The organism is Nonomuraea sp. MTCD27 (genome assembly GCF_041950495.1).
Lineage (GTDB): Bacteria > Actinomycetota > Actinomycetes > Streptosporangiales > Streptosporangiaceae > Nonomuraea.
This window is the reverse complement of sequence record NZ_JBGNUW010000009.1, coordinates 211,770-231,385: the sequence shown is the minus strand read 5'-3', so window position 1 is coordinate 231,385 and position 19,616 is coordinate 211,770. Positions and strand designations below refer to the sequence as shown.

16 protein-coding genes and 1 pseudogene are annotated in these 19,616 nt (G+C 68.3%); 11 read left to right on the top strand and 6 right to left on the bottom strand.

The genetic code is table 11. From position 1 onward, the window contains the following. The first annotated feature begins 864 nt into the window (after positions 1-864). The 3 genes from ACBJ59_RS26855 to ACBJ59_RS26845 all read left to right on the top strand — a co-directional run bounded on the left by ACBJ59_RS26855 (position 865) and on the right by ACBJ59_RS26845 (position 4,024). Positions 865-1,851 (top strand): hypothetical protein, encoded by a 987-nt coding sequence (locus ACBJ59_RS26855; RefSeq protein ID WP_375113184.1) that lies wholly within the window; start codon positions 865-867, stop codon positions 1,849-1,851. Between the two features lie 473 nt (positions 1,852-2,324). Beyond that, the gene (locus ACBJ59_RS26850; RefSeq protein ID WP_375113016.1) at positions 2,325-3,230 is read left to right on the top strand and encodes a S41 family peptidase; all 906 of its coding nucleotides are present in this window, start codon (positions 2,325-2,327) and stop codon (positions 3,228-3,230) included. 296 nt (positions 3,231-3,526) lie between these two features. Further along, positions 3,527-4,024 carry a hypothetical protein gene (locus ACBJ59_RS26845; protein ID WP_375113015.1) on the top strand — a complete coding sequence of 166 codons (498 nt, stop codon included), beginning with the start codon at positions 3,527-3,529 and terminating at the stop codon, positions 4,022-4,024. A gap of 8 nt (positions 4,025-4,032) precedes the next feature. Here the strand turns inward: ACBJ59_RS26845 and ACBJ59_RS26840 are convergent, their stop codons facing one another. The 5 genes from ACBJ59_RS26840 to ACBJ59_RS26820 form a co-directional block, all read right to left on the bottom strand. After that, positions 4,033-4,326, bottom strand: a complete 294-nt coding sequence (locus ACBJ59_RS26840) for a hypothetical protein (protein ID WP_375113014.1) — start codon at positions 4,324-4,326, stop codon at positions 4,033-4,035. Positions 4,327-4,328: 2 nt separating this feature from the next. Next, positions 4,329-6,086 carry a hypothetical protein gene (locus ACBJ59_RS26835; protein ID WP_375113013.1) on the bottom strand — a complete coding sequence of 586 codons (1,758 nt, stop codon included), beginning with the start codon at positions 6,084-6,086 and terminating at the stop codon, positions 4,329-4,331. A gap of 608 nt (positions 6,087-6,694) precedes the next feature. Next, the gene (locus ACBJ59_RS26830; protein ID WP_375113012.1) at positions 6,695-7,069 is read right to left on the bottom strand and encodes a hypothetical protein; all 375 of its coding nucleotides are present in this window, start codon (positions 7,067-7,069) and stop codon (positions 6,695-6,697) included. Between the two features lie 401 nt (positions 7,070-7,470). Then, a complete protein-coding gene (locus ACBJ59_RS26825; RefSeq protein ID WP_375113183.1) occupies positions 7,471-7,776 on the bottom strand; it encodes a DUF2637 domain-containing protein in 306 nt (101 codons plus the stop codon). Between the two features lie 859 nt (positions 7,777-8,635). Beyond that, on the bottom strand, positions 8,636-9,550 hold the full coding sequence (locus ACBJ59_RS26820; protein ID WP_375113011.1) for an alpha/beta fold hydrolase: 915 nt from the start codon (positions 9,548-9,550) through the stop codon (positions 8,636-8,638). A 398-nt stretch (positions 9,551-9,948) separates the two neighbouring features. Between ACBJ59_RS26820 and ACBJ59_RS26815 the strand changes: the two genes are divergently transcribed. The 5 genes and pseudogenes from ACBJ59_RS26815 to ACBJ59_RS26795 all read left to right on the top strand — a co-directional run bounded on the left by ACBJ59_RS26815 (position 9,949) and on the right by ACBJ59_RS26795 (position 14,238). Then, positions 9,949-10,770, top strand: coding sequence for a lysostaphin resistance A-like protein (locus tag ACBJ59_RS26815; RefSeq protein WP_375113010.1), 822 nt, complete (start codon positions 9,949-9,951; stop codon positions 10,768-10,770). Further along, entirely contained in the window at positions 10,767-11,924 is a 1,158-nt protein-coding gene (locus ACBJ59_RS26810; protein ID WP_375113009.1) for a sensor histidine kinase, read from the top strand. The genes ACBJ59_RS26815 and ACBJ59_RS26810 overlap by 4 nt, the downstream gene beginning before the upstream one ends. Then, positions 11,921-12,224 (top strand): annotated as a pseudogene (locus tag ACBJ59_RS26805) (response regulator transcription factor); the annotation flags it as partial. The gene ACBJ59_RS26810 and the pseudogene ACBJ59_RS26805, both read left to right, overlap by 4 nt. A 1,170-nt stretch (positions 12,225-13,394) precedes the next feature. Beyond that, a complete protein-coding gene (locus tag ACBJ59_RS26800; protein WP_375113008.1) occupies positions 13,395-13,979 on the top strand; it encodes a GNAT family N-acetyltransferase in 585 nt (194 codons plus the stop codon). A gap of 61 nt (positions 13,980-14,040) precedes the next feature. Further along, positions 14,041-14,238 carry a hypothetical protein gene (locus ACBJ59_RS26795; protein WP_375113007.1) on the top strand — a complete coding sequence of 66 codons (198 nt, stop codon included), beginning with the start codon at positions 14,041-14,043 and terminating at the stop codon, positions 14,236-14,238. A 377-nt stretch (positions 14,239-14,615) separates the two neighbouring features. Here the strand turns inward: ACBJ59_RS26795 and ACBJ59_RS26790 are convergent, their stop codons facing one another. Beyond that, positions 14,616-15,737, bottom strand: coding sequence for an ABC transporter substrate-binding protein (locus ACBJ59_RS26790; protein ID WP_375113182.1), 1,122 nt, complete (start codon positions 15,735-15,737; stop codon positions 14,616-14,618). Positions 15,738-15,891: 154 nt separating this feature from the next. Here ACBJ59_RS26790 and ACBJ59_RS26785 point away from each other — a divergent pair, with 154 nt between their 5' ends. Genes ACBJ59_RS26785 through ACBJ59_RS26775 form a run of 3 tightly spaced genes read left to right on the top strand, consistent with a single transcriptional unit; the run spans position 15,892 to position 19,585 of the window. Then, positions 15,892-16,401, top strand: coding sequence for a PadR family transcriptional regulator (locus ACBJ59_RS26785; RefSeq protein WP_375113006.1), 510 nt, complete (start codon positions 15,892-15,894; stop codon positions 16,399-16,401). Further along, complete coding sequence (locus ACBJ59_RS26780; protein WP_375113005.1) at positions 16,398-17,090, top strand: ABC transporter ATP-binding protein; 693 nt, start codon at positions 16,398-16,400, stop codon at positions 17,088-17,090. Before ACBJ59_RS26785 ends, ACBJ59_RS26780 begins: the two co-directional genes overlap by 4 nt. Then, positions 17,087-19,585: an FtsX-like permease family protein gene (locus ACBJ59_RS26775; RefSeq protein WP_375113004.1), complete on the top strand. Its 2,499-nt coding sequence runs from the start codon at positions 17,087-17,089 to the stop codon at positions 19,583-19,585. Before ACBJ59_RS26780 ends, ACBJ59_RS26775 begins: the two co-directional genes overlap by 4 nt. Positions 19,586-19,616: the final 31 nt, after the last annotated feature.

Sequence of the window (19,616 nt, the reverse complement as noted above, 5' to 3'; positions counted from 1 at the left end):
AACAACAGCTCCCCGCGGAAAAGCGTCTGTTCCGAGCCGGGCAGGTGAGCGTACGCGGCCTGAGCCGCTGGCGCCTGGACCATCCGCTACCACCCGATGTTCCACAACGCCAAGGCCACCGCTGGCTGAGCCAACTGCAGCAGCACTACCTTGGTGGAGACTCACATTCGGTGAGCGGGAACGCCTTGCCGGGCTCCGGCCCCGGAGGGCCTTATGACCAGTCCAAATAGCAGCCAAGTGGCTAGTGATGCGAACTGCTTATCGAGCAACAAACGTACGTCGAGAGACAGTTACATAACCCATTAATCGATGAACTGGACTCCGAACGGCTCGAGCTCTTCTAGAGCGGGTGCCGCAGGTTCGAATCCTGCCGGGGGCACTCACCTAGATCGGCATTTTAGGCCCCTGACCTGCGGTTTCACAGCCGCAGGTCTTTCGTTTTGCGCCCTGGATGGGCAACCAACGGTGCTCACATGCAGCCGTAAGACCATGATCAGGGGATATGCACGGGATGATCTTGAGAGCGTTTCCCCAGCTCAGGCCCTAAATTCCCGCCATCCCGGCCTCCGGCAACCACTACGGCCGCACCAAATATTGGACGACCGTCACGAGGGATCATGCCAAATACGTGCGCAAACCCCCACTGGAGGTGCACGATCATCGCCGCACCACTGGCACCATCCCAGCCAGTTCCCCACCCTCGACACACTGCCCATCCACGATGGGCTCGCACCGTCTCCCCTTACCGCGCCCGCCCGCGTACAGGCGCTTCCGCGCAAGGTGGGATTTGCGTCATCATGATCGCATCGATCCGACAAGGGAGGCTGCTTGGTCGTTTTCGCCTGTACAGCATGCGGCGCCGTGATGACCGCGAAGGTAACGCGGGTGGCGCTCCCCGACCACTCCAGCCAGAAGTACGGCCATGACCTGCTCCCCCATCTGCTGGAGCCAGGAACATACGCCGTGGACCCCGGAAACGGCCGACCCTGGCAGCCATGGGAACCCGAGCCGGAAGAACACCGCGTCCGATTGCAGGTGTACCGCATCACCGGGCCCCCGAACAGGATCGGCATCGCGCCGGGCGACGTCCGCGGAACCGTCTTCATCCCCGAACGGCTGGGCGGCTGCTGCTGCGGCTGGGACGGCCAATACGGCCCCAACCTCGCCTGCGCGACATGCGGCTCCCCGGTGGCGACCCGCGTCGACGACTGCGGATTCTGGCAAGTGGTGTGGCTCGAACCGGACGCCGTACACCCCGTCGCCGTCGCCGGCCCCGTCCAGCGGGTGATGGACTGGGAGGAACTGCCGAGCACGCCACCCGCCGACCCACGTGACTGCTGGAGCGCCCCCTGGGAGGCCGCAGTCGCGGTGACACTGGCGCACCTGCTGGTGGCCTCGAACGGCAAGCGGGTAGCCGTCCCTGACGGACCCGTCGCACAAGCGTTCCGCCGGGCAATAGACGGCCTGCTCCCACCGGAGCCACCGAAACGACACCTCACCCTGGCCGGCCCCGGCCTGTCCACCGGCATCACCGACATCGCCCTGGTACCGCGGCATCCGCAGACCGGCCAGGCATGGCCCTGCGACGCAGAAACGGTGGCACCACTGGCCGCGAACGTGTGGACGTACCTCGCCTTCCACGACGACCGGCGACTCGTGCCGGCAACGCGCGGAATGCCCGCCGAGGTCCACCGAGACGATTCACCTCCACTGCTGCCGACCGCTCCTTTCCGCCCTGATGGGAAGGTGTTCCTCCACGCGCTGGAGCGACTAGCGCCGATTCAGCAGCCGTGGCTGCGCCGCATCTACGACCGAGTCAAAGAACGCCCATACATGCACCCGTTCTCGTAGCCATAAGACCTCGAACACAAACGCCTACGCCGCAAGAAGAGCCGGCATCAAACCAAGCCGCATCCCTCGCGCCAACGGCCTCTGATCGACCGGATGCGTGGGAATCGGCAATCCAGCGCTTCCACGAGAGCCGTCTCCACCAAACCCAGTAATTCATCAACTACTCCTGACCCACCTACCGGCGGTTCCTGGCTCGCCCATCAGCCGCGATCAAGGCTTGATCACCAGCGCGATTTGGCCCCCACCCAACGGCCGTCGCCCCGAAGGCCGGGGAGGTGGGGGCGGGCCTTCGGAGTAACCGGGCTGTGCCGCTGGTGGCGCAGCGGTGAAGAGCAACCGCTGACGCAACTGTGGGCGAGCGCCGCGAACTGCTCAGGCACGCCGATCTCCAGAACATCCTTAGGAGGCGGCAAGTAGAGACGGTGTCTGCACGTCTTTGACGTTTTCGTAACGGCGGTGCTCTACTCCCTGCCATGACGACTCTGACGACCCTTCAGCCCACCTCTGTCATCAACAAGACTGCCCGGCTGCTGACCGAGCACTACGTGTTCCCTGAGATAGCCAAGCAACTCGCCGACTTGCTACAACAACGCCTCGCCGAGGGCGCCTATGACGTCGACAGTGCCGAGGAACTCGCCCGTCTGGTCACCACGGACCTGCAGTCCGTCAATGACGACAAACACCTGAGACTGAAGCACCACGCCGACCCGGTGTCCCCCGAGCAAGGCGCGGCAACCCTGGAGTCCATCCGCCGGGACTTCGACACCTCGCTGGGCGGTGCGCCCCGGGTGGAGCTGCTCGACGGAGGAGTCACCGTGGTGGAGCTGGCGCCGATGCTGTTTCCGCTGGATTGGGCCGCCGAACCGCTGAGCGCCGCGCTCACCCTGGCCTCCCGCGCCCGGGCGCTGATCGTGGACCTTCGCAACAACCGGGGCGGCGACCCGGACACCGTCGCCTTCGTCTGCAGCTATCTTCTGGACGAGCGCACCCACCTCAACACCATGTACTGGCGTAGCGGCGAGCGCAGCGAGCAGTCCTGGAGCCTGCCGCACGTTCCCGGCGCGCGTTTCGGCGGCAGCAAGCCGTTGTACGTGTTGGCCAGTGACAGTACCTTCTCCGCTGCCGAAGAACTGGCCTACGACGTGCAGCAGCTCGGCCGCGCCGTTGTCGTCGGCGAGCCCACCCGCGGCGGCGCGCACCCGTGCAAGGGCTGGACCGTGCACCCGCACCTGGAAGCCACCGTCCCCACCGGCCGCGCCATCAACCCCGTCTCAGGCACGAACTGGGAGGGCACCGGTGTGCAGCCGGACGTCCCTTGCGCTGCCGCGAAATCCCTCGACCGGGCACACGCGCTGGCCCTCGCCCGACTGGCAGGCTGACGCAGTCCAGCTCATCGAGAGTGTGGTACCCAACGTCGTTCGCGATCGAGGTGACTGGAGCTCCGAGCCTGGTACCAGACCGGGCTGAGGTTTTGTACCAACTCATGCTTCAAACCAGGCACGCCGGGGTGGGTCCAGTTCTCACCGGACATGAATCCGCTTCACCCCGGTGGGTCCAGCGGACTTCGTCAGGTGGAGGCAGAATTCATTCCTCAACGGACGTGCCCAAGTACCGACGCATAGCACGCACGCATACGAGGTGTACGCCGAAGTGGGGCTTAGGTAGTGTCCGGGGCGTGCGCCAGGGTGCCCGCAAGTCATCGACCGCCGCGATGCTCGTCTTGCTCATGGTGCTGACGGGCTGCTCAGGGGACGCCGACATACCGACGTTGGACGAGGCGTCCAAGCAGCTCATCACGGACGGCGACAAGCTGATCACTTCAAGGGAGTTGGCCGCGACCGGGTCCGCCGCCGTGACCGAAAGAGCGGACCGGGAAAGCGAATTAGGGTGCTTGAAGGGCCAGGTCCAGCGGTTCTTCCGCGCACAGGGCGACCTCGCCGGCCCCCCGTACGTCCATTCACCATCGAACGTGGCCGGCTTGATGGCGAGCTGGCTACAGCTGCGCGGTTACAACATGATCGTGGACAACGCCGATCTTGGCGACGAGAACCTGGGAGCCGCCGTCCTGCGGAATCCGCAGACCGGCATCACCTTTTTCGTGACGGTACGCAATGGGCAGAAGCCGCACATCATGATCGTGGGCAAGACCAGCTGCTACGAGCGCAACGGCTAGTGATCTCTCTAGGAGGGCATCTGTGTGGCCTCGGCGCGTGCGGCCTGGGCTTGCTTGCGCAGATGGTCGGCGGTGGATGCGCAGTCCTCCCGCAGCAGATCAATCTCACGAGCCAGTTGCACGGCCTGCGTGATGAAACGGCCTGCGGCCGGTCCCTTCCAGTAGGCGTCGGCACCCTGCGGCCTGGCCAGGGCGCCGGCGAACACGTCGGCCAGTTGTGCGGCGTACCGCGTGAGGTCGGCCGCGAGCTGTTCCTTATCTGCGGCCTGCTGGAGGAGCTGGCCCTGGCTGGGAATGGTCATGCTCAGCCTCCTCTCGCTTCCAGGGCCTTCTTCAAGCCGTCGTAGAGCCTGCCGCGGATCGCCATCGTTACCTCGTTCTGTTGCTCTTCGGTCAACGGCTTCTGACCATGCTGGGCGAGCGATGCGTTGATCCATTGGGCCTGTTGCCGCACGATGGCGTCCGCAACGGTCGCGGCCGTGGCGGGAGTCTTCTTGTCGAGGTAATCGGTGATCATTCCCTTGACGCCGTCCTTGGCCTCGTCCAGCGCCACGTCACGGCCGGTGGCCGCTGTGGCGTCTTCGATGGGCCAGTATTTGTTGGAGAGCCAGGAGACAGGTATCAGCGCGACCCCGGCGAGCCAGTCCGCATATTCGTCGTCGGTCCACTCCGCATGAGCAGAGCCGCTCAGCAGCAGGTTGGCTGCCCCTCCGGCGAGCGCGGCGCGGGATGTGAACTCACGCTGGACGGCCTCGTCCCCGAACGGCCTGAACCGGCCGATGTCCATCCCAGCGGCGTAGTTCTGCATCGCTTTCATCAACGTGTTCGCCGCGTCTTTGTCCTGCATGAGGCCGCCCATGAACCGGGACGCGGTGTCAGGGTGGAGGCCGTCCCAGGGCGCTCGGGGGTACAGGCGGGTCAGCTCCGGCGAGTCACGCTTGGACTGTCCGCGGGCGAACTGGTCGAGATAGGGCGCGACATTCTTGGCGAGGATCTCGCTGATCGGCGAATCCTTAAGTGTGCCCCACGAGCCCCCGATCCACGGACTGTCCTCGGCTCCCATCCCGCGAATGATGTTGAACCACGCCCGCTCGCGCACGCTGTCCACTCCCGCGCCGGGTCTCAATGCCTTGCCCAGAACGCCGGCCATCTTCTTCTCGAAGTCGGGGATGCCACTCTGCCGGGCGCGCTGGGGATGTAATAGCCAGCCCGCAGCGTCCTTGTTCTCAGCCAGCAGCGTCTGTAACGCCTGCGGATTAGCCTCGTACGCGTCCATCAGCGCATTCAGATTCCAGTTCTGGCTCGTCGGAAGATCTGCGGCCAGTGGCCGGCCTAGTACCCGAAGCGCCACCTGATTGAGGAGCCTGGTCGATGGCTTGGACATCGCGACCAGCGCCGTCAGCACGCCGGGCTGGGTCGTCTTGATGAACTCCTCGCCCCACTCCTTACCGAGTCTGCCCGCGCGCTCAGCGTTGGCGTACGCCTCGACAAGCGGGCCAAGGGCCTCCTTCCCCTCCTTGAGGGTGCCGGGTGGCACCCCCTTGTCCATGGCCGGACCTTTGTTCTTCATCCAGTGCATGAACAATGCGCGGAACCTGTCCGGCCCGAGAGCCGATAGCAACGCGGCAGCGTAGGCAGGGTCGTTCAATTTCTGCTTAGTCGCCGCCACGGCGGCGGTCACCTTGCGCCAACTCTCCGGCGAGTTCTCGATCTCATGCTGCTTGAGCGCCCCCATGATCGGCGCCGCGTCAGCCTTCCCCTGACGGGCGGCCTCCGCTTCGCTGGTGAACGCGAACGCCCCGCTGAGCAGGCCGTCTCCTGCCATCGGAACCATCTGCTTGAGGGTGTCCATGCGCCACTTGAGGTCTCGCTGGGTGTCGTTGAAAAACGCCCAAGACCTGTGCATGGCACTGACCCCCTGCGCGCCGGTCCAGGAAGCGCCGGCCTCCGCGATGGCCGCTTCAAGGCCGTGCCGGGTACGGCCCAGGATGTCCTTGCCGGTCTCCATCTGCCGGATCAGCTGATCTGCCCCGCGGGGATCGATGCCGACGAACTCCCCCATGCCCCCTCCCGGAGGATGCGGCTACAACGCAGGAGTTAAGCACACCAGTGGATCCCCAACACATCCATATAAGGAATCGGAATTCGATAAGCAGGGGAAATGTCATGAAGACGGGACGTTTGGGCGTTGATGCCGCGCTCACTAGGGGTGGCGGGTGCGGAGGTGATCAAGCGGTCCTTACCACATAGGGTGCTTCATCGAGGGTTCAAGCACAGTAGCGGCCGATGGCATCGATGATCTGGCCGGCGTTCTTGGCCCACGTGAAGGGGCGGGCGTTCTCGTACCTGCGCTTGAGCCATTACTGCAGCGCGGGGGTGAATTCGTCGAGGGAGCAGAACACGCCACGATCGAGGCGACGGCGCTGTAACCCGGCGAACACTGCTCGACCTGGTTGATCCACGATGATAGGTCGGAGTGAAGTGCAGGTGGACCTCGGGTGTTCGAGGAGCCACTTTGGACCACCAGGGCCTTGTGGGTGGACAGGTTGTCGCAGATCATGTGTACCTCCAGGCTGGCTCGACCTGCTGGAAGATCTCATCCAGGAGTCGCGAAAGTCCACCGCGCGATGCTGCGCCAATAACGTGCCGATCATCTTGCCGGTGGCCACGTCAGCGCTGCGAAAAGGTCGATGGGGCCGTACCGGTGGTAGTCGTGGCTACGCCGCTCGGGAGTGCCGGGCACCATCGGCAGCAGCGGCGCGAACCGTCCGATCGGCTTGATGTGCGGCTTCTCATCGGCGGAGAAGACCACCGCAAGCTCGGGCAGGACAGGTACAGGCCGACCACGTCGCGGATCTTGTCGATCAGCAGCGGATCGGTGTAGATCTTGAACTCCTCCACCCGGTATGGCTGTAGGCCGAATGCCTGCCAGATGCGCCGCACGCTGGACAGCGAGATGCCCACCCGGGCGTTCAACTCCCACCGCGACCAGTGGGTGGCGCCTGCGGGCACCTCTTCCAGCGTGCGGACCATCACCTCCTCCACTTGCGCGTCGGTGAGTTTGCGCGGCGTGCCGTGTCACGTCGTACTCGTGGGTGGAGTAGCACACACCGATCACGGTCGGAGCACCCGCATCTGAAGAGCGGTAACCGTAACGCTTCGTAGGGTTTTCGCCGCAGATAACGTCTTGACCAGCACAAACGCCCGTCAAGCGATGGACGATGGGTGGTCCTTGTCGAGGAGTCGGTGAACACTCGAGCACAACCGCATATCGCCCATCGGTGGATATGTTGGACTCGAAATGACTCGAGCTCTCTTAAAGCGGGTGCCGCAGGTTCGAATCCTGCCGAGGCACTCATCTCGACCAGGCGACACACTTCCGCTCTATGCACGCGGGGGCGTTCCACCGTGGGCTCGGGTCTGGTGGAGCAGAATCAGAATCCGGTTCACATGAGCATCTCGTACGCGCCGATCAGCGCCAGGCTGGGCCAGCCGGCGATCACCCGTGCGTTGACCGTCGGCTCCGCGACCGCCACATTCGCTCCGATGCTCGCCAGACTGCTGGCGATCAACAGCACCCACGGCAGTACGCCACCTCGAGTGCCTTGTCGGCTGGCGCTCAGCAACACCATCGAGGCCGCCAGGATCGTGCCGTCGACCGCCAACGGGATGAGAGTAGCCGCCGGCTCATCCCCACCATGCGCAACAGCCAGCTCACGAGATCGGTCCCCGAGTCCTGCTTCCTCCTCCACAGCCGGTGACACGCCAGCGCCACCCTGCCTTGTTTGCGCCTCGGTCCCGTCAGATACTTCGGCCGAAGCATCGATCAAGGTCGTCGTCCACCCGCCGACGATGGCGGCTTCGCGTGGCGCCGTGGGAGTGGCCTCACAGCCTCGATCTTCGCCCGTCTGCTCCGGTCTCTGTCTACATCGGCAGGCTGCGCAGAAGCCGTCTCGACGTGTTCCCTTCTTCTGGGTCCCTCGCAGGGGGCACTCGGTCTTGAGGAGCGGTTCCGGCCGTTGACCAGGGCAGATATCGCAGGTACGGGCGGGCCGCCAGTCTCACGGAATCCCGCCCGTTCTCGTCGAAGCTCGCGGGTTGAAGACCAGTTGTGGTCCAACAGCGATCTCTGCATGAGTCGTTGCTGCGTGTGCCTGCTGAAAGCCCCGTCCACGCAGATCGAGCGGCATGTACGTATTCGTGGGGTACGCCGCCGAGTCGGTCTCGTCGGCGTATGTCAAGGTTGGCCGGTCTGACTGAATCGATGATCGGGACCGGGACAGCGCGTGGCCGCTCGCGGGCTACCTCAAGCAGAACTTCTGGGTCGCCGGCAGCGGCACCAACAGCCCCCGCTACCTGTGCTGGACCGCCGAGGTCATAGGCACCGACCGGATGCCCACCGGGTGCCGTACTCCATCGGATGCTGTGCTCCACCGCCTACCTTTCGCCTACGGCTTTCGTCCCGGCGGCTTCCCCTATCGGCACCAGCGACGGCGCCGCCCGCTCCTTCCTGGAGGACGCGCCCTTCACCGACGAGCAGAGGGCCGACATCGCCCACCGCGCAACGGGGAACGCCTCACCGCCCGCGCGGCGGAGCGTCGAACCGGCGGGTTACGCACCATGCGCTTGACGTGCGACCTGCGCGGTGACGCGCTCAATGGCCTGGACGGCGGCATCGGGCTGGTCGACGTAAATGTAGTGGCCGCTGTTCGTGGCCGTGCTCAGCTTGCTGCGGCTGGACAGCGCGAGCCACTTGCGCTGGCCTGCGGTCCACGCCTGCTCCAGGCGCTGCCCGTACTCGGGGACGGCCGCGAGGTACGGCTTGCCGTGCTGGATCACCTCCACCGGGATGTTCCCGGCGGAACGGACCTTCCCGTCGGTGATGACGAGCTTCTCCGGGTTCTCGCCCTTGAATATCGCGAGGTTCTGCGTGCGCACCTCGGCCGCCGGCCCCTTGGCGGACTCGGGGATCGACTTCGAGATGTCGGCCAGCATCGTGGGCGGGGTGGCGTCCATCAGGACCAGCCCCTTGACCCTGTCCTGGTGGTCGGGGGCGTACCTGGCGGCGATCAGCCCGCCCAGCGAGTGCCCGGCCAGGACGACCGGGCTGTCCGCGGCGATCCGATCGAGCACGCCGGTCAGAACCTTTCCGGTGCTGGCGAAGTTCTGCGGGCCGTCCGGCTGGTCGCTGGCGCCCGCGCCGAGCCGGTCGTAGGAGCACACCCGGTTCTGCTTGCTCAGCTTCTGCTGGAGGGCGGCCAGCTTGTCCAGCCCATCGCCTCCCCCGTGCATCAGGATGATGACCGGCCTGCCCTTCTCCGGGGCGCCCGAACAGGACACGTTCACCGACCGGCCCGCGACATCGATCTCCGTGGTTCCGGAGATCGGGGCGGCATCGGCTGTCCGTGTGGCGGGGGCGAGGGGGTCCCAGTTCTCCATCGCGTCGCCATCGCAGCCGGCGGCCCCCGCGCCGAGGACGGTGCAGCACAGCGCGGCCACAATGGTTGTCTTGATCTTGCGGGGCATGAGGTCCTCCAGTGAGGGGGTCGACGCCGGGGTGATGCGCACGGCGGTGTAGCGGGAAACTCAGACGAGGCGCCGTGGCTGGGCCGTAACGCTACGGAACGGGGCGGTCCGAGATCATCCCCGCACGGTGGACATTCGCCGGTAGCTCGTGCGGGGGACAAGTGTGGTGTGCGGGAAGGGCCGGGAAGGGCCGCGGTCGTCGCGCTCTGACGTTCGGCTGACGTCCGGTGCGGGCCGCCGCGGCGGCGTCGTACGACGAAGCGCGTGCGCGCCTGTCCCCCGTGCGAGCTACTCGCGAATGTCCACCGTGCGGGGACGATTCCCGACCGTCGGATCTCTAACGTTTCCCTGCGTAGCGGCGGCGCCCCGCCGCAGAGCCCCCACGTAAGAGAGTCGTCATGCGGTTGTTGAAACAGCTCGTCCCCGTCGCGGTGGTCGCCTTCGCCGGCGGCACGATCGTGGGCGCGGTGCGGGGAAACCCGTTCCTCACCCTGCTCCTCGGCGTCGCGACGGCCGTGCTGGCCGTGCTCGTGTACGCCCGGATGGTGCGCTGGTCCGAGCGCCGGGCGCCGGTCGAGGTGGCCGCGAAGGGCGCCGTCGCCGCCACCGTGCGCGGGATGGTGATCGGTGTCGGAATGTTCGCGGCCGTCATCCTGAACATCGCCTTCCTGGGCGGCTACCGGATCGACGGTATGGGCTCGGTGCCGGGCGCGGTGGCGCTGGTCGGGTTCATGGCCGCCGCCGCGGTGACGGAGGAGTTGTTGTTTCGCGGCATCCTGTTCAGGATCGTCGAGGAGCGCACCGGCACCTGGATGGCGCTGGTGCTGACGGCGGTGTTGTTCGGCCTGGTGCACCTGTTCAACGTGCACGCCAGCCTGTGGGGGGCGATCGCCATCGCGATCGAGGCAGGTGGCATGCTCGCCGCCGCCTACGCCGCCACCCGCACCCTGTGGGTGCCGATCGGCCTGCACTTCGGCTGGAACTTCGCAGCGGCCGGCATCTTCGGCACCGAGGTTTCGGGCAGCGGCGCGACGCAGGGGCTGCTGAACGGTGTGACGTCGGGCCCGGCCCTGCTCACGGGCGGTGACTTCGGGCCGGAGGCGAGCCCGTACGCGGTGGTGTTCGGCCTGCTGCTGACGGCCGTGTTCATGTGGCTGGCCCGCCGGCGCGGCAACGTGGTCCCGCTGCGGCGCCGCACGACCGCTACCCTCGCCCAATGATCGATTTACGGCGGGTCACGGAGCTGTGGCGGCGGTGCGACGTCGTGGTCCGGGATCTACCGTTCGGGCTGCTGCTGGCCGTCCTATCGCTCCTGCCGGCGCTCTACGGAAAGGGTACGCAGGTCGGCGACCTGCCGGCCCGTCCCTTCGACGCGGCGGCGTTCGTGGTGATCGCCCTGGAGTGCCTTCCGCTCGCCGTGCGCCGGCGGTGGCCGGCCGTGTGCCTCGTCCTGGTGTCGCTCGGTTTCGTCCTCGACCAGGTGCGCGCGTACCACGTGTTCGCGAGCAACGCGATGCCCATCGCGCTGATCAGCGCGGGCGCCCACCTGGAGCACCACCGGCGCGTCACCGTGGTCGTCCTCTCCATGGCGTACGTGCCGCTCACGCTCGCGCTCGGCCGGCTCGGCGCGACCGAGAGGGTGGAGGGCTACGTGGTCTTCTACCTGGCCCTGGCCCTCGCATGGGGCATCGGCGCCTGGCTGCGCTCCACCCGCGCCACCGAGGCCGAACGCCGCCGCCACCTCGCCGAGGCCACCCGCGCCGCCGAACGCACCCGCATCGCCCGCGAGCTCCACGACGTCGTGACCCACCACGTGACGGCCATGGTCGTGCAGGCCGAGGCGGCACGCTACCTGACCGCCTCCCCCGATCGCCTCGACGCGACGCTGAGCGCCGTCACCGACACCGGCCGGCGGGCCATCACCGACCTGCGGCACATGCTCGACCTGCTCAAAGCCGATCACGACACCGACGTCAGCCTGCCCTCCGCCGGCGAGCTCCACACGCTCGTGGAGCAGACCCGCCAGGCCGGGCAGCCGGTGGAGTTCACCGAAGAGGGCCGCCCGGCGGAATCGGCGGGCAGCGCCGAGTTCGTGACCTACAGGGTCGTCCAGGAGGCCCTGACGAACGCCCTCAAACACGCCCACAGCAGCCCCACCGTGGTCCACGTGCGTTACGGCGAGAAGGAGATCGGCGTGGAGGTCAGCACCGACGGCTCCGGTTCCCGGGCCGCCGCCGCTCCCGGCGGGAGCGGGCGGGGCCTGGCCGGGCTGCGGGAGCGCGTCGAAGCCCTGGGTGGCGAGTTCAGCGCCGACCGGCAAGCGGGGGGCGGCTTCGTCGTACGGGCCCGCATCCCCGCGGGGAGCCCGTCGTGACCGCACCGGTCCGGGTCCTGGTCTGCGACCACCGGGGGCTCATTCGCACCGGGTTCGCGACGATCATGGGTGCGCAGCCCGGCCTTTAGGTGGTGGGCGAGTGCGGCGACGGCCGTGCCGCGGTGGATCTCGCCCGCCGGACATCGTGGTGATGACGTACGGATGCCGGTTCTCGGCGGCATCGAGGCCACCCGCCTGCTGGCCGGCGCCGGGGTGGAGCGTCCGGTCAAAGTGGTCGCGGTGACGACGGTCAACCTGGACGAGTACGTGTACGAGGCGCTGCGGGCCGGCGCGGGCGGGCGTCGCTGCATCCTGCCCTGGTCCCGGACTGTGAACATCGGCCCGCGCGACTGGAACCGGCCGGACGGGAAGACATGCAGCGATCCATCACGACCCTGGACTCCTACGCATTCATTTTATGTGCACATCATGGCCGGTTCGCATGTCTGCGAGATGTCCGGTTGTTGTCCGGCTGCTGCCCTGGTTGCCACAGGAGCGAAAGCGTTACCTTTCTCGCAATAGCTGTTCTTCATCGCAGGAAAGAACCGCAATGCGCACGGCCGGGGTTCCCCTGGGCGCGAATCTACGTGTGCCGTTCATCGAAAGTGGATCAGCGGCGGGGCGCTGGAACGTACAGCTATGCCGGGTCATGTGGTTCGCCGCAAAGATCCAGCAGGAATTCACAAGTCACGAAAGAGGGAAAATGAAGAAAATGGCATGGGTTGCCGCGACTGCCCTGACGGCCGGTCTTCTGACCAGCGCGGCACCCACCGCAGCGACGGCCTCACCAACGGACAACGGGGTTCACAATACGAGCACGATCGCCGTCGGCGCCGTCCAGGCCTGGAGGACGAACTCCTGTGTCTACCGGCAGGGTTGTTACGATGCCCTGATTCCGGCCGGGCAATATTCAGGCTGGCGGTACACGGCTGCTGTCTACTTCGGGGACAACTATTGCCTGAGAGTCCGCGCCTGGCTACCGGGAGGTGGTCTGGGGCCCGTAGAGATCACCCGTGAGGGGCCCGCGTGGTTCGTATTCAACAGTGCTCATCCCGGGTTCGACGTGAGGGCACGGCCGATCGGCGATGTCGGCTGCCAGCGCGCGGCAGAGACCTCCAGAGATACTGGGGAGTTTGTTCAGGCCGCGCAGTAACGCTGAGGGGCCTCTGCGGCACCTCCACAGAGCGCCGCTGTTGCAAAGGCGATCCCGGCCGGCGGGAGCACCGTCAAGTCGGGCTCAGAGCGGTGTGAGTGGCGGACGTGTCCAGGTCGGCGGGGCGGCACCACATCCGACCAAAGCGCCGTGGCGACGATGAAGTCCTCACCGTCCGAGGTGATGCGGCGGGGACGGCCACCCGCCAGCTAGGGTCCTCATCGGCCGCGGCCGAGACAACCCGCCGTGCCCGCACAGGCTCGATCCGGCACAAAGTGCCTGATTACGCAGGTGGTGCGGATGTTATCGTCCATCGCATGACCGAACTGATCGCCCCCACTGAACAGCTGCATTCCTCGTGGCTCACAGCGCGTGACGAGTGGCCGCCCGGTGCTCACCAGGACGGGGCCGGCCTGCGTCTGGTTGATGACGAGGACCTCGACACTCCGGAAGCGTTCGCCTCATGGGTCGAGCAGCTGCGCCAGCAGTCAGACCGGTCACTGCCTGTCGAGGAAGGGCACGTCCACGCCACCCACTGGTGGATCGTCGACGGCGAGACCTACCTCGGCGCCATCGACCTTCGACACTATCTGAACGCCGTTCTGCTGGAAGGCGGCGGACACATCGGCTACAGCATCCGGCCTTCTGCCAGAAGGCAAGGACTGGCCACGTGGGCGCTGGGAGAGGTGCTGCGCAGGGCGCCGGCGCTCGGGCTGGACCGGGTCCTTCTCACCTGTGACGAGGGCAACGTCGGTTCGGCGCGCACCATCGAGAGCAACGGCGGCGTCCTGGAGGACGTGCGCAGCACTGGGATCGGGGTCAAGCGCCGCTACTGGATCGCTCTCGATGACGCTGGTCACAGCCATTCGTTGATGGCGGCGACGAGGACGGGCGCCTCGTAGCGTTCGTGGGCAGGCCGGTGGGTCGTCCGCGGGCCGAGCCGGGCCCGCGGCGGTGGGCGCGTTGGTGGGGGCGTTGGGGCGGGCCGGCGGCGGTACGTTCTTCGAAGCGCTCGTCGCCGACACCCTCGACATCGGCCGGTCCGCACGACAAGGTGCGGGCGTGGCGGGGCGCGCCGTGAAGAGGCCGATGGGCAGGGGCAGGCCGGGTGCCGCAGGGGCGCCGACGAGCGAGGCTCGGATCGGCGTGGTCGGCGAGTGAGGGCTCCTGGATGCGCTGGAACAGGGTGCGGTGCAGAGCGCCGAGCAGGGCGGCGGCCAGGGCCGCCTCGCGCAGGTCGTGCGGGTCGCGCAGGCGGGCAGAGAGGGTGGAGCTGTCGGCGATCATGCGGGCGAAGTCGGGGCCAAGAACCCGGCGACCGGGTCGGCGGCCGTGGCCGCGTCGATGAAGGCGCGGCGCAGAGCCCTGGGGTGAGGGCCTCTTCCAGATCACCGACCCCAACGGCGTGATCGTCCAGTTCGTCGAGTGGGCCGCACCGGCCGCTCCGTGATCCCACGGATGGCCGGCTCGGCGCTGGTGAGCTCGCCTGTTGAACTGTCGCGAGTCATCGCAGCTCGCTGGTGACCGGACGTGCCCTCTCAGCCGGTGTGAAGGGTCCGGAAGCGACCGGGTTCCGCCGGATCTCGATCAACGACGTGGATCGGCGGCCAAGCCCATTGCCAGACGCTGGTGCCCGGCATGCGGGAGAACCGGATCGGCCCGCGGGTGCCTTCGACCGCGACGCGCGGCCAGGATTCGGCGATGCGCGCCCGGTCCGCGCCGTACGAACGCAGCACCTCGGCGAGGACGGCGACCGTGTCATAGCCCTCGAAGGCGACGAAGGAGGGCGCTTCGGCCAGCCGCTCGCGCAGGGCCGTCTCGACTCGTACGCCGAGTGGGCCGAGACGCTCGGGAAGGTAGCGCAAGAACGGGATCGCGGTGCCGTCGTCGCCCAGCGACGTCGCCCATTCGGCGAACTCCGGCTGCCCGGCTGGAGCACCGATCATGATCTCGGCGAGGCGCCGGTCGTGGCGGACACACTTGACGATCGACACTGCCGGCTCCGGCTGACCGACCAGGAGAAGGAGTGCCGTCGCGCGATTGTCGACGAGTTCGTCGCACACGGCCGTGGGGGCGAGCGCGCGCATGTCGAGTTCGATGACGGTGCCGCCGCGTGGAGCGAGGTGGTCCCGCAGAACGCGGGCCCCGGACGCCCAGTAGACGCTCGGCTCGGCCGCTATGGCGATTCGTCTGTGGCCCGCCCTGAGGAGGAAGTCCGCGTAGATCCGCCAGCCGTGGGACTGCGCCGGGGCGAGGCGCGCGACCCAGTCCGTCGGCTGTTCGGTGAGCGCGTCGAGGACCGCCGACGAGCACAGGAACGGCAGGCCGAGGGCGTCGGCCCGGGCCGCGGCGGCGCGAGCGACGACGCTGTGATACTCCCCCGCCAAGGCGGCCACGCCCAGGCGAGCCAGTTCATCGACGGCCGCCGCGGCCTTCTGGGGATCGGCCGCGGTGTCTCGGATCACCAGCTCGAGTGGTCTTCCGACGATCCCGCCGGCGTCATTGACCTCGCGTACGGCCAGCTCGAGTCCCGCGAGCAAGTGCCGGCCCGCCTCGACCCAGCCAGGCCGGCTCAGCGGAACGAGGGCACCGATCCGGACGGGTGATCCATCGGTCCGCTCCGCTCCAGACAACGATGGAGGCGATGGGGGCGTATTCATGCGTTGGCGTCTCCTGTGTGCGATTCGGTAGCAGTATGCCCGGATCACAGAATGGCAACGGCACTGGTGAGACCTCCTGGCCGGGTACGGCAGCCGCCATTCGATGACGCTCATCCCTTGAGAAGCACATACTGCGTATGCATACTTAGTATTCATGTCGGTCAGACACGGGCTGCTCGCCCTGCTGAGCAGGGGCCCTCGGCACGGCTACCAGCTGCGGGTCGAGTTCGAGGCGTCGACCGGGGCGACCTGGCCGCTCAACATCGGCCAGGTCTACACGACGCTGTCCCGCTTGGAGCGTGACGGCCTGGTCAGGCCGGGTGAGTCGGACGAGCAGGGCCGGGTCGTCTACACGATCACCGCGGCCGGGCTGGAGGAGCTGGGGCGATGGTTCGGCACCCCGGTCGTCCAGTCCGACCGGCCGCGGGACGAGCTGGTCATCAAGCTGGCCATGGCCGTCGCGGCCAAGCAGGTGGACGTCGCCGAGGTCATCCGCATGCAGCGCACGGCGACCATGAGCGCCCTCCAGCAGCTGACCAGGGCCAAGCGAGCCGCCACGGAAGGCACGGCCGAGCGACTCGTGCTCGATTCCATGATCTTCCGGACCGAGGCCGAGCAGCGGTGGCTGGACCACTGCGAAGCCGTTCTCAAGGAGGAAAGATGACGGTCGTACGGCTGGCCGAGGTGACCAGGGTTCATGGCAAGGGCGCGACGGCCGTACACGCTGTGAAGGGTGTGAGCCTCGAGGTCGGCGCGGGAGAGCTGGTCGCGGTCATGGGCCCGTCCGGGTCCGGCAAGTCGACCCTGCTCAACCTCGCGGGCGGGCTCGACCGGCCCACGTCGGGGACGGTGCACATCGACGGGCAGGACCTGGCCGCCGTGCGCGATCTGGCGGCGTTGCGGCGCCGCAGCGCCGGCTACGTCTTCCAGGACCTCAACCTGATCACGTCGCTGACGGCGGTGGAGAACGTGATGCTCCCGCGCGAGCTCGACGGTGTGCGGTCACGCCTGGCCCGGAAGGAGGCCATGGCCGTGCTGGCGGAGATCGACGCGGAAGACCTGGCCGACCGCTTCCCCGAGGAGTTGTCCGGCGGCCAGCGGCAGCGGGTCGCGATCGCCCGCGCTCTGGTCGGTGAGCGGCGCCTGTTGCTGGCCGACGAACCGACCGGTGCGCTCGACACGCGGACCGGCGACGAGATCCTGCAGACATTACGGGCTCGCTGTGATGCGGGTGCGGCGGTCCTGCTGGTCACCCACGAGCCGCGCTACGCCGCCTGGGCCGATCGCGTGGTGTTCCTCCTCGATGGGATGATCACGGATTCGGCGAACGGATCGCTGGTGAGCGCGCGATGAGCACCGTTGTCGCCGCGCTGCGCCTCGCCCGGCGGAACGCCTGGCGTTCCCGCGGACGTAGCGCGCTCATCATGGTGATGATCGGCCTGCCCGTCCTGGTGATCACGGCGATGCTCACCTACTTCGCGACCATGACCGTCTCTCCGCGGGAGGGGCTGGTGGCCGAGCTCGGTGCGGCCGACGCCCGGCTCCAGCAGGCACCCGCGGGTACGGTGCTCCACCAGGAGCCCGGTGGGGGCAACTGGAGCACGAACGGCGACGAGGCGCCCGGGCCACGACGCAGTGCCGCCGAGGTGGCGGCGCTGCTCGGACCGGGCGCCCGGGTGATCCCCCTCAACTCCGGCAAGCTCCAGCTCGGCACCGAGCGGGTCGACGCGCTGGAGACCGACCTGCGCGATCCCCTCACCAGGGGAATGCTGGCGTTGCGTGAAGGCAGGTTCCCGGCGGCCGGTGAGGTCGTGGTGACACCCGCGTTCGGCCTGGGGCCGGGCGATCTCCTGCGGCCCTCCGGCGGGGCGCCGCTGACGGTGGCAGGCGTGGTCGAGCACCCGCACCGGCCGGCGCTCCGGCAGGTCGCGGGCCCGGATCTGCCGCTGACGCCGCCGGCTGAATTCTGGTCGCCGTTCGACGAGGGCAGCGGCTGGCTCGCCGACACCGCGAAACCCGTGTCCTGGACCGAGGTGCCCGCACTGAACAGGGCCGGCCTGTACGTCACCTCCCCGGGCACGATCGCGGACACGGAGCTCGCCCTGGCCCGTTCCTCCTCGATGGACGTCCAGCACACCGTCGGGCTCGGCGCCATGGTGATCATGCTGGTGCTGGAGACCGTGCTGCTGGCCGGTCCCGCCTTCGCGGTCGGGCTCCGCCGACGGCGCCGGGAACTGGCCGAGATCGCGGCGCAGGGCGGCTCGGCCGGGCACCTTCGGACCATCGTGCTGGCCGACGGGCTGGTCCTCGGCGGTGCGGCCACCCTCATGGCGACGGTCCTGGGCGTCGGAGCCGGTGCGCTGGGCGCCCCGCTCGTGGCGCGGCTGGGAGGACAGGCCGGCCCGCCGGAAGTGCCGTGGCCGCCGGTTCTCGGCATCGCGGCCCTGGGGCTCCTCACCGGGATCGTGGCGGCGCTCGTGCCTGCCGTGCAGGCCGCTCGGCAGGACACGGTGACCGTGCTGGCCGGCCGCGCGCCCACGATGGCCGACCGGCCGGGATGGCCCCTGGCAGGGGCCGTACTGGTGCTGGCCGGGCTGGGGGCGACCGCGGTGGCGCGGCGCCAGCCGGGCACGGTCTGGGTGTGGTCCTCCGCGCTGCTGATCATGATCGGGCTGGTGGTGCTGACGCCCTGGCTGGTCCGCTGCACGGGACGGGTGGCCGCGCGGTTGCGGCTCCCCCTGCGGGTGTCCGTCCGCGACGCGGTCCGCCACCGATCCCGTACGGCCAGCGCGGTGGCGGCCGTCATGGCCGTCACGGCCACGGTCGTGGCGATGGGCATCGGCGCCTACAGCGAATTCATGGACCGGCGCAACGCCTACACCTCAGCGCGCCCGACCGGCATGCTGGCGATCTGGGGCGGCCCCATGAGCGATACGACCTGGAACCGGCTCCGCGCCGAAACGGCCCGCCGCCTGCCGAGCGTGCCGTTGGCCGCCGGCTATCACGCCAAGGACGCCCAGGGCCGCCGCTACGCCTTGCGGTACACGGTGCGATGGAACGGGACCCGGACGCGCCGCACGGCGGCCATCGGTGACCAGGCCCTGCTCACGCTCCTGCAAGGACGCCACGACCCGCAGGCCGCCGCGGCGCTGGCCGGCGGCAAGGCGGTGGTGTTCGACGCGACCGCGGTGCGGAACGGCAAGCTCGCCCTGCGGGCGGGCTCCACGACCGGCCCCCCGCGCAAGCTCGAAGTGCCGGCGGTGGTGGCCACACCCGCCGACGAGCACCAGGGCGGCGCCCTGCTGCCGCGCTCCCTGATCGAGCAGGCCGGCTTCGCGGCGGCCGAGCGCCAGCTCTACGCCATGCACCGGCTGCCGGCCGGCTCGACGCTGGGGACCGATCTGGGCAAGGTGACCTCCCGCGTGACGATCACCTCCGAGGAGGGCTACCGCCACCTGCCGGACCACGGCCTGTGGGGCTGGCTCGTGGGCGCTCTCGTCCTCGTCGTCGGCGGCACGCTGGCCGCCACCCGCCTGGCGTCCGCCGACATGCTGCCCGAGCGGGCGACGATGCTGGCCATCGGCGCGCCGTCAGGGACGTTGCGGATGGTCGTGGCCGGGCAGGCGCTCTACATCTCCGGGCTCGGTGCGCTGGTAGGGCTGGTCGCGGGAACGGTGACGGGCGTGGCGCTGAGCCGGCCGATGACGACGCACGGCGCCGGGGATCCCGCCACGATCGCCGTGCCCTGGCCGTTCCTGATCGCCGTGGTGGTGGGGCTGCCCGTGCTGGCGACCCTGGCGGCGCTGATCACCCGGACCGGACTGCCCCTCGCCCGCCGGCGCCTGTGACGCGGAGCCTGGACGGGCAGACCGGCTGGAC

Coding starts and splice junctions, on each gene's coding strand:
- ACBJ59_RS26855 (WP_375113184.1), top strand. CDS start 865: ATGACCGCGAAGGTAACGCGGGTGGCGCTCCCCGACCACTCCAGCCAG.
- ACBJ59_RS26850 (WP_375113016.1), top strand. CDS start 2,325: ATGACGACTCTGACGACCCTTCAGCCCACCTCTGTCATCAACAAGACT.
- ACBJ59_RS26840 (WP_375113014.1), bottom strand. CDS start 4,326: ATGACCATTCCCAGCCAGGGCCAGCTCCTCCAGCAGGCCGCAGATAAG.
- ACBJ59_RS26835 (WP_375113013.1), bottom strand. CDS start 6,086: ATGGGGGAGTTCGTCGGCATCGATCCCCGCGGGGCAGATCAGCTGATC.
- ACBJ59_RS26820 (WP_375113011.1), bottom strand. CDS start 9,550: ATGCCCCGCAAGATCAAGACAACCATTGTGGCCGCGCTGTGCTGCACC.
- ACBJ59_RS26815 (WP_375113010.1), top strand. CDS start 9,949: ATGCGGTTGTTGAAACAGCTCGTCCCCGTCGCGGTGGTCGCCTTCGCC.
- ACBJ59_RS26810 (WP_375113009.1), top strand. CDS start 10,767: ATGATCGATTTACGGCGGGTCACGGAGCTGTGGCGGCGGTGCGACGTC.
- ACBJ59_RS26800 (WP_375113008.1), top strand. CDS start 13,395: ATGACCGAACTGATCGCCCCCACTGAACAGCTGCATTCCTCGTGGCTC.
- ACBJ59_RS26790 (WP_375113182.1), bottom strand. CDS start 15,737: ATGAATACGCCCCCATCGCCTCCATCGTTGTCTGGAGCGGAGCGGACC.
- ACBJ59_RS26785 (WP_375113006.1), top strand. CDS start 15,892: ATGTCGGTCAGACACGGGCTGCTCGCCCTGCTGAGCAGGGGCCCTCGG.
- ACBJ59_RS26780 (WP_375113005.1), top strand. CDS start 16,398: ATGACGGTCGTACGGCTGGCCGAGGTGACCAGGGTTCATGGCAAGGGC.
- ACBJ59_RS26775 (WP_375113004.1), top strand. CDS start 17,087: ATGAGCACCGTTGTCGCCGCGCTGCGCCTCGCCCGGCGGAACGCCTGG.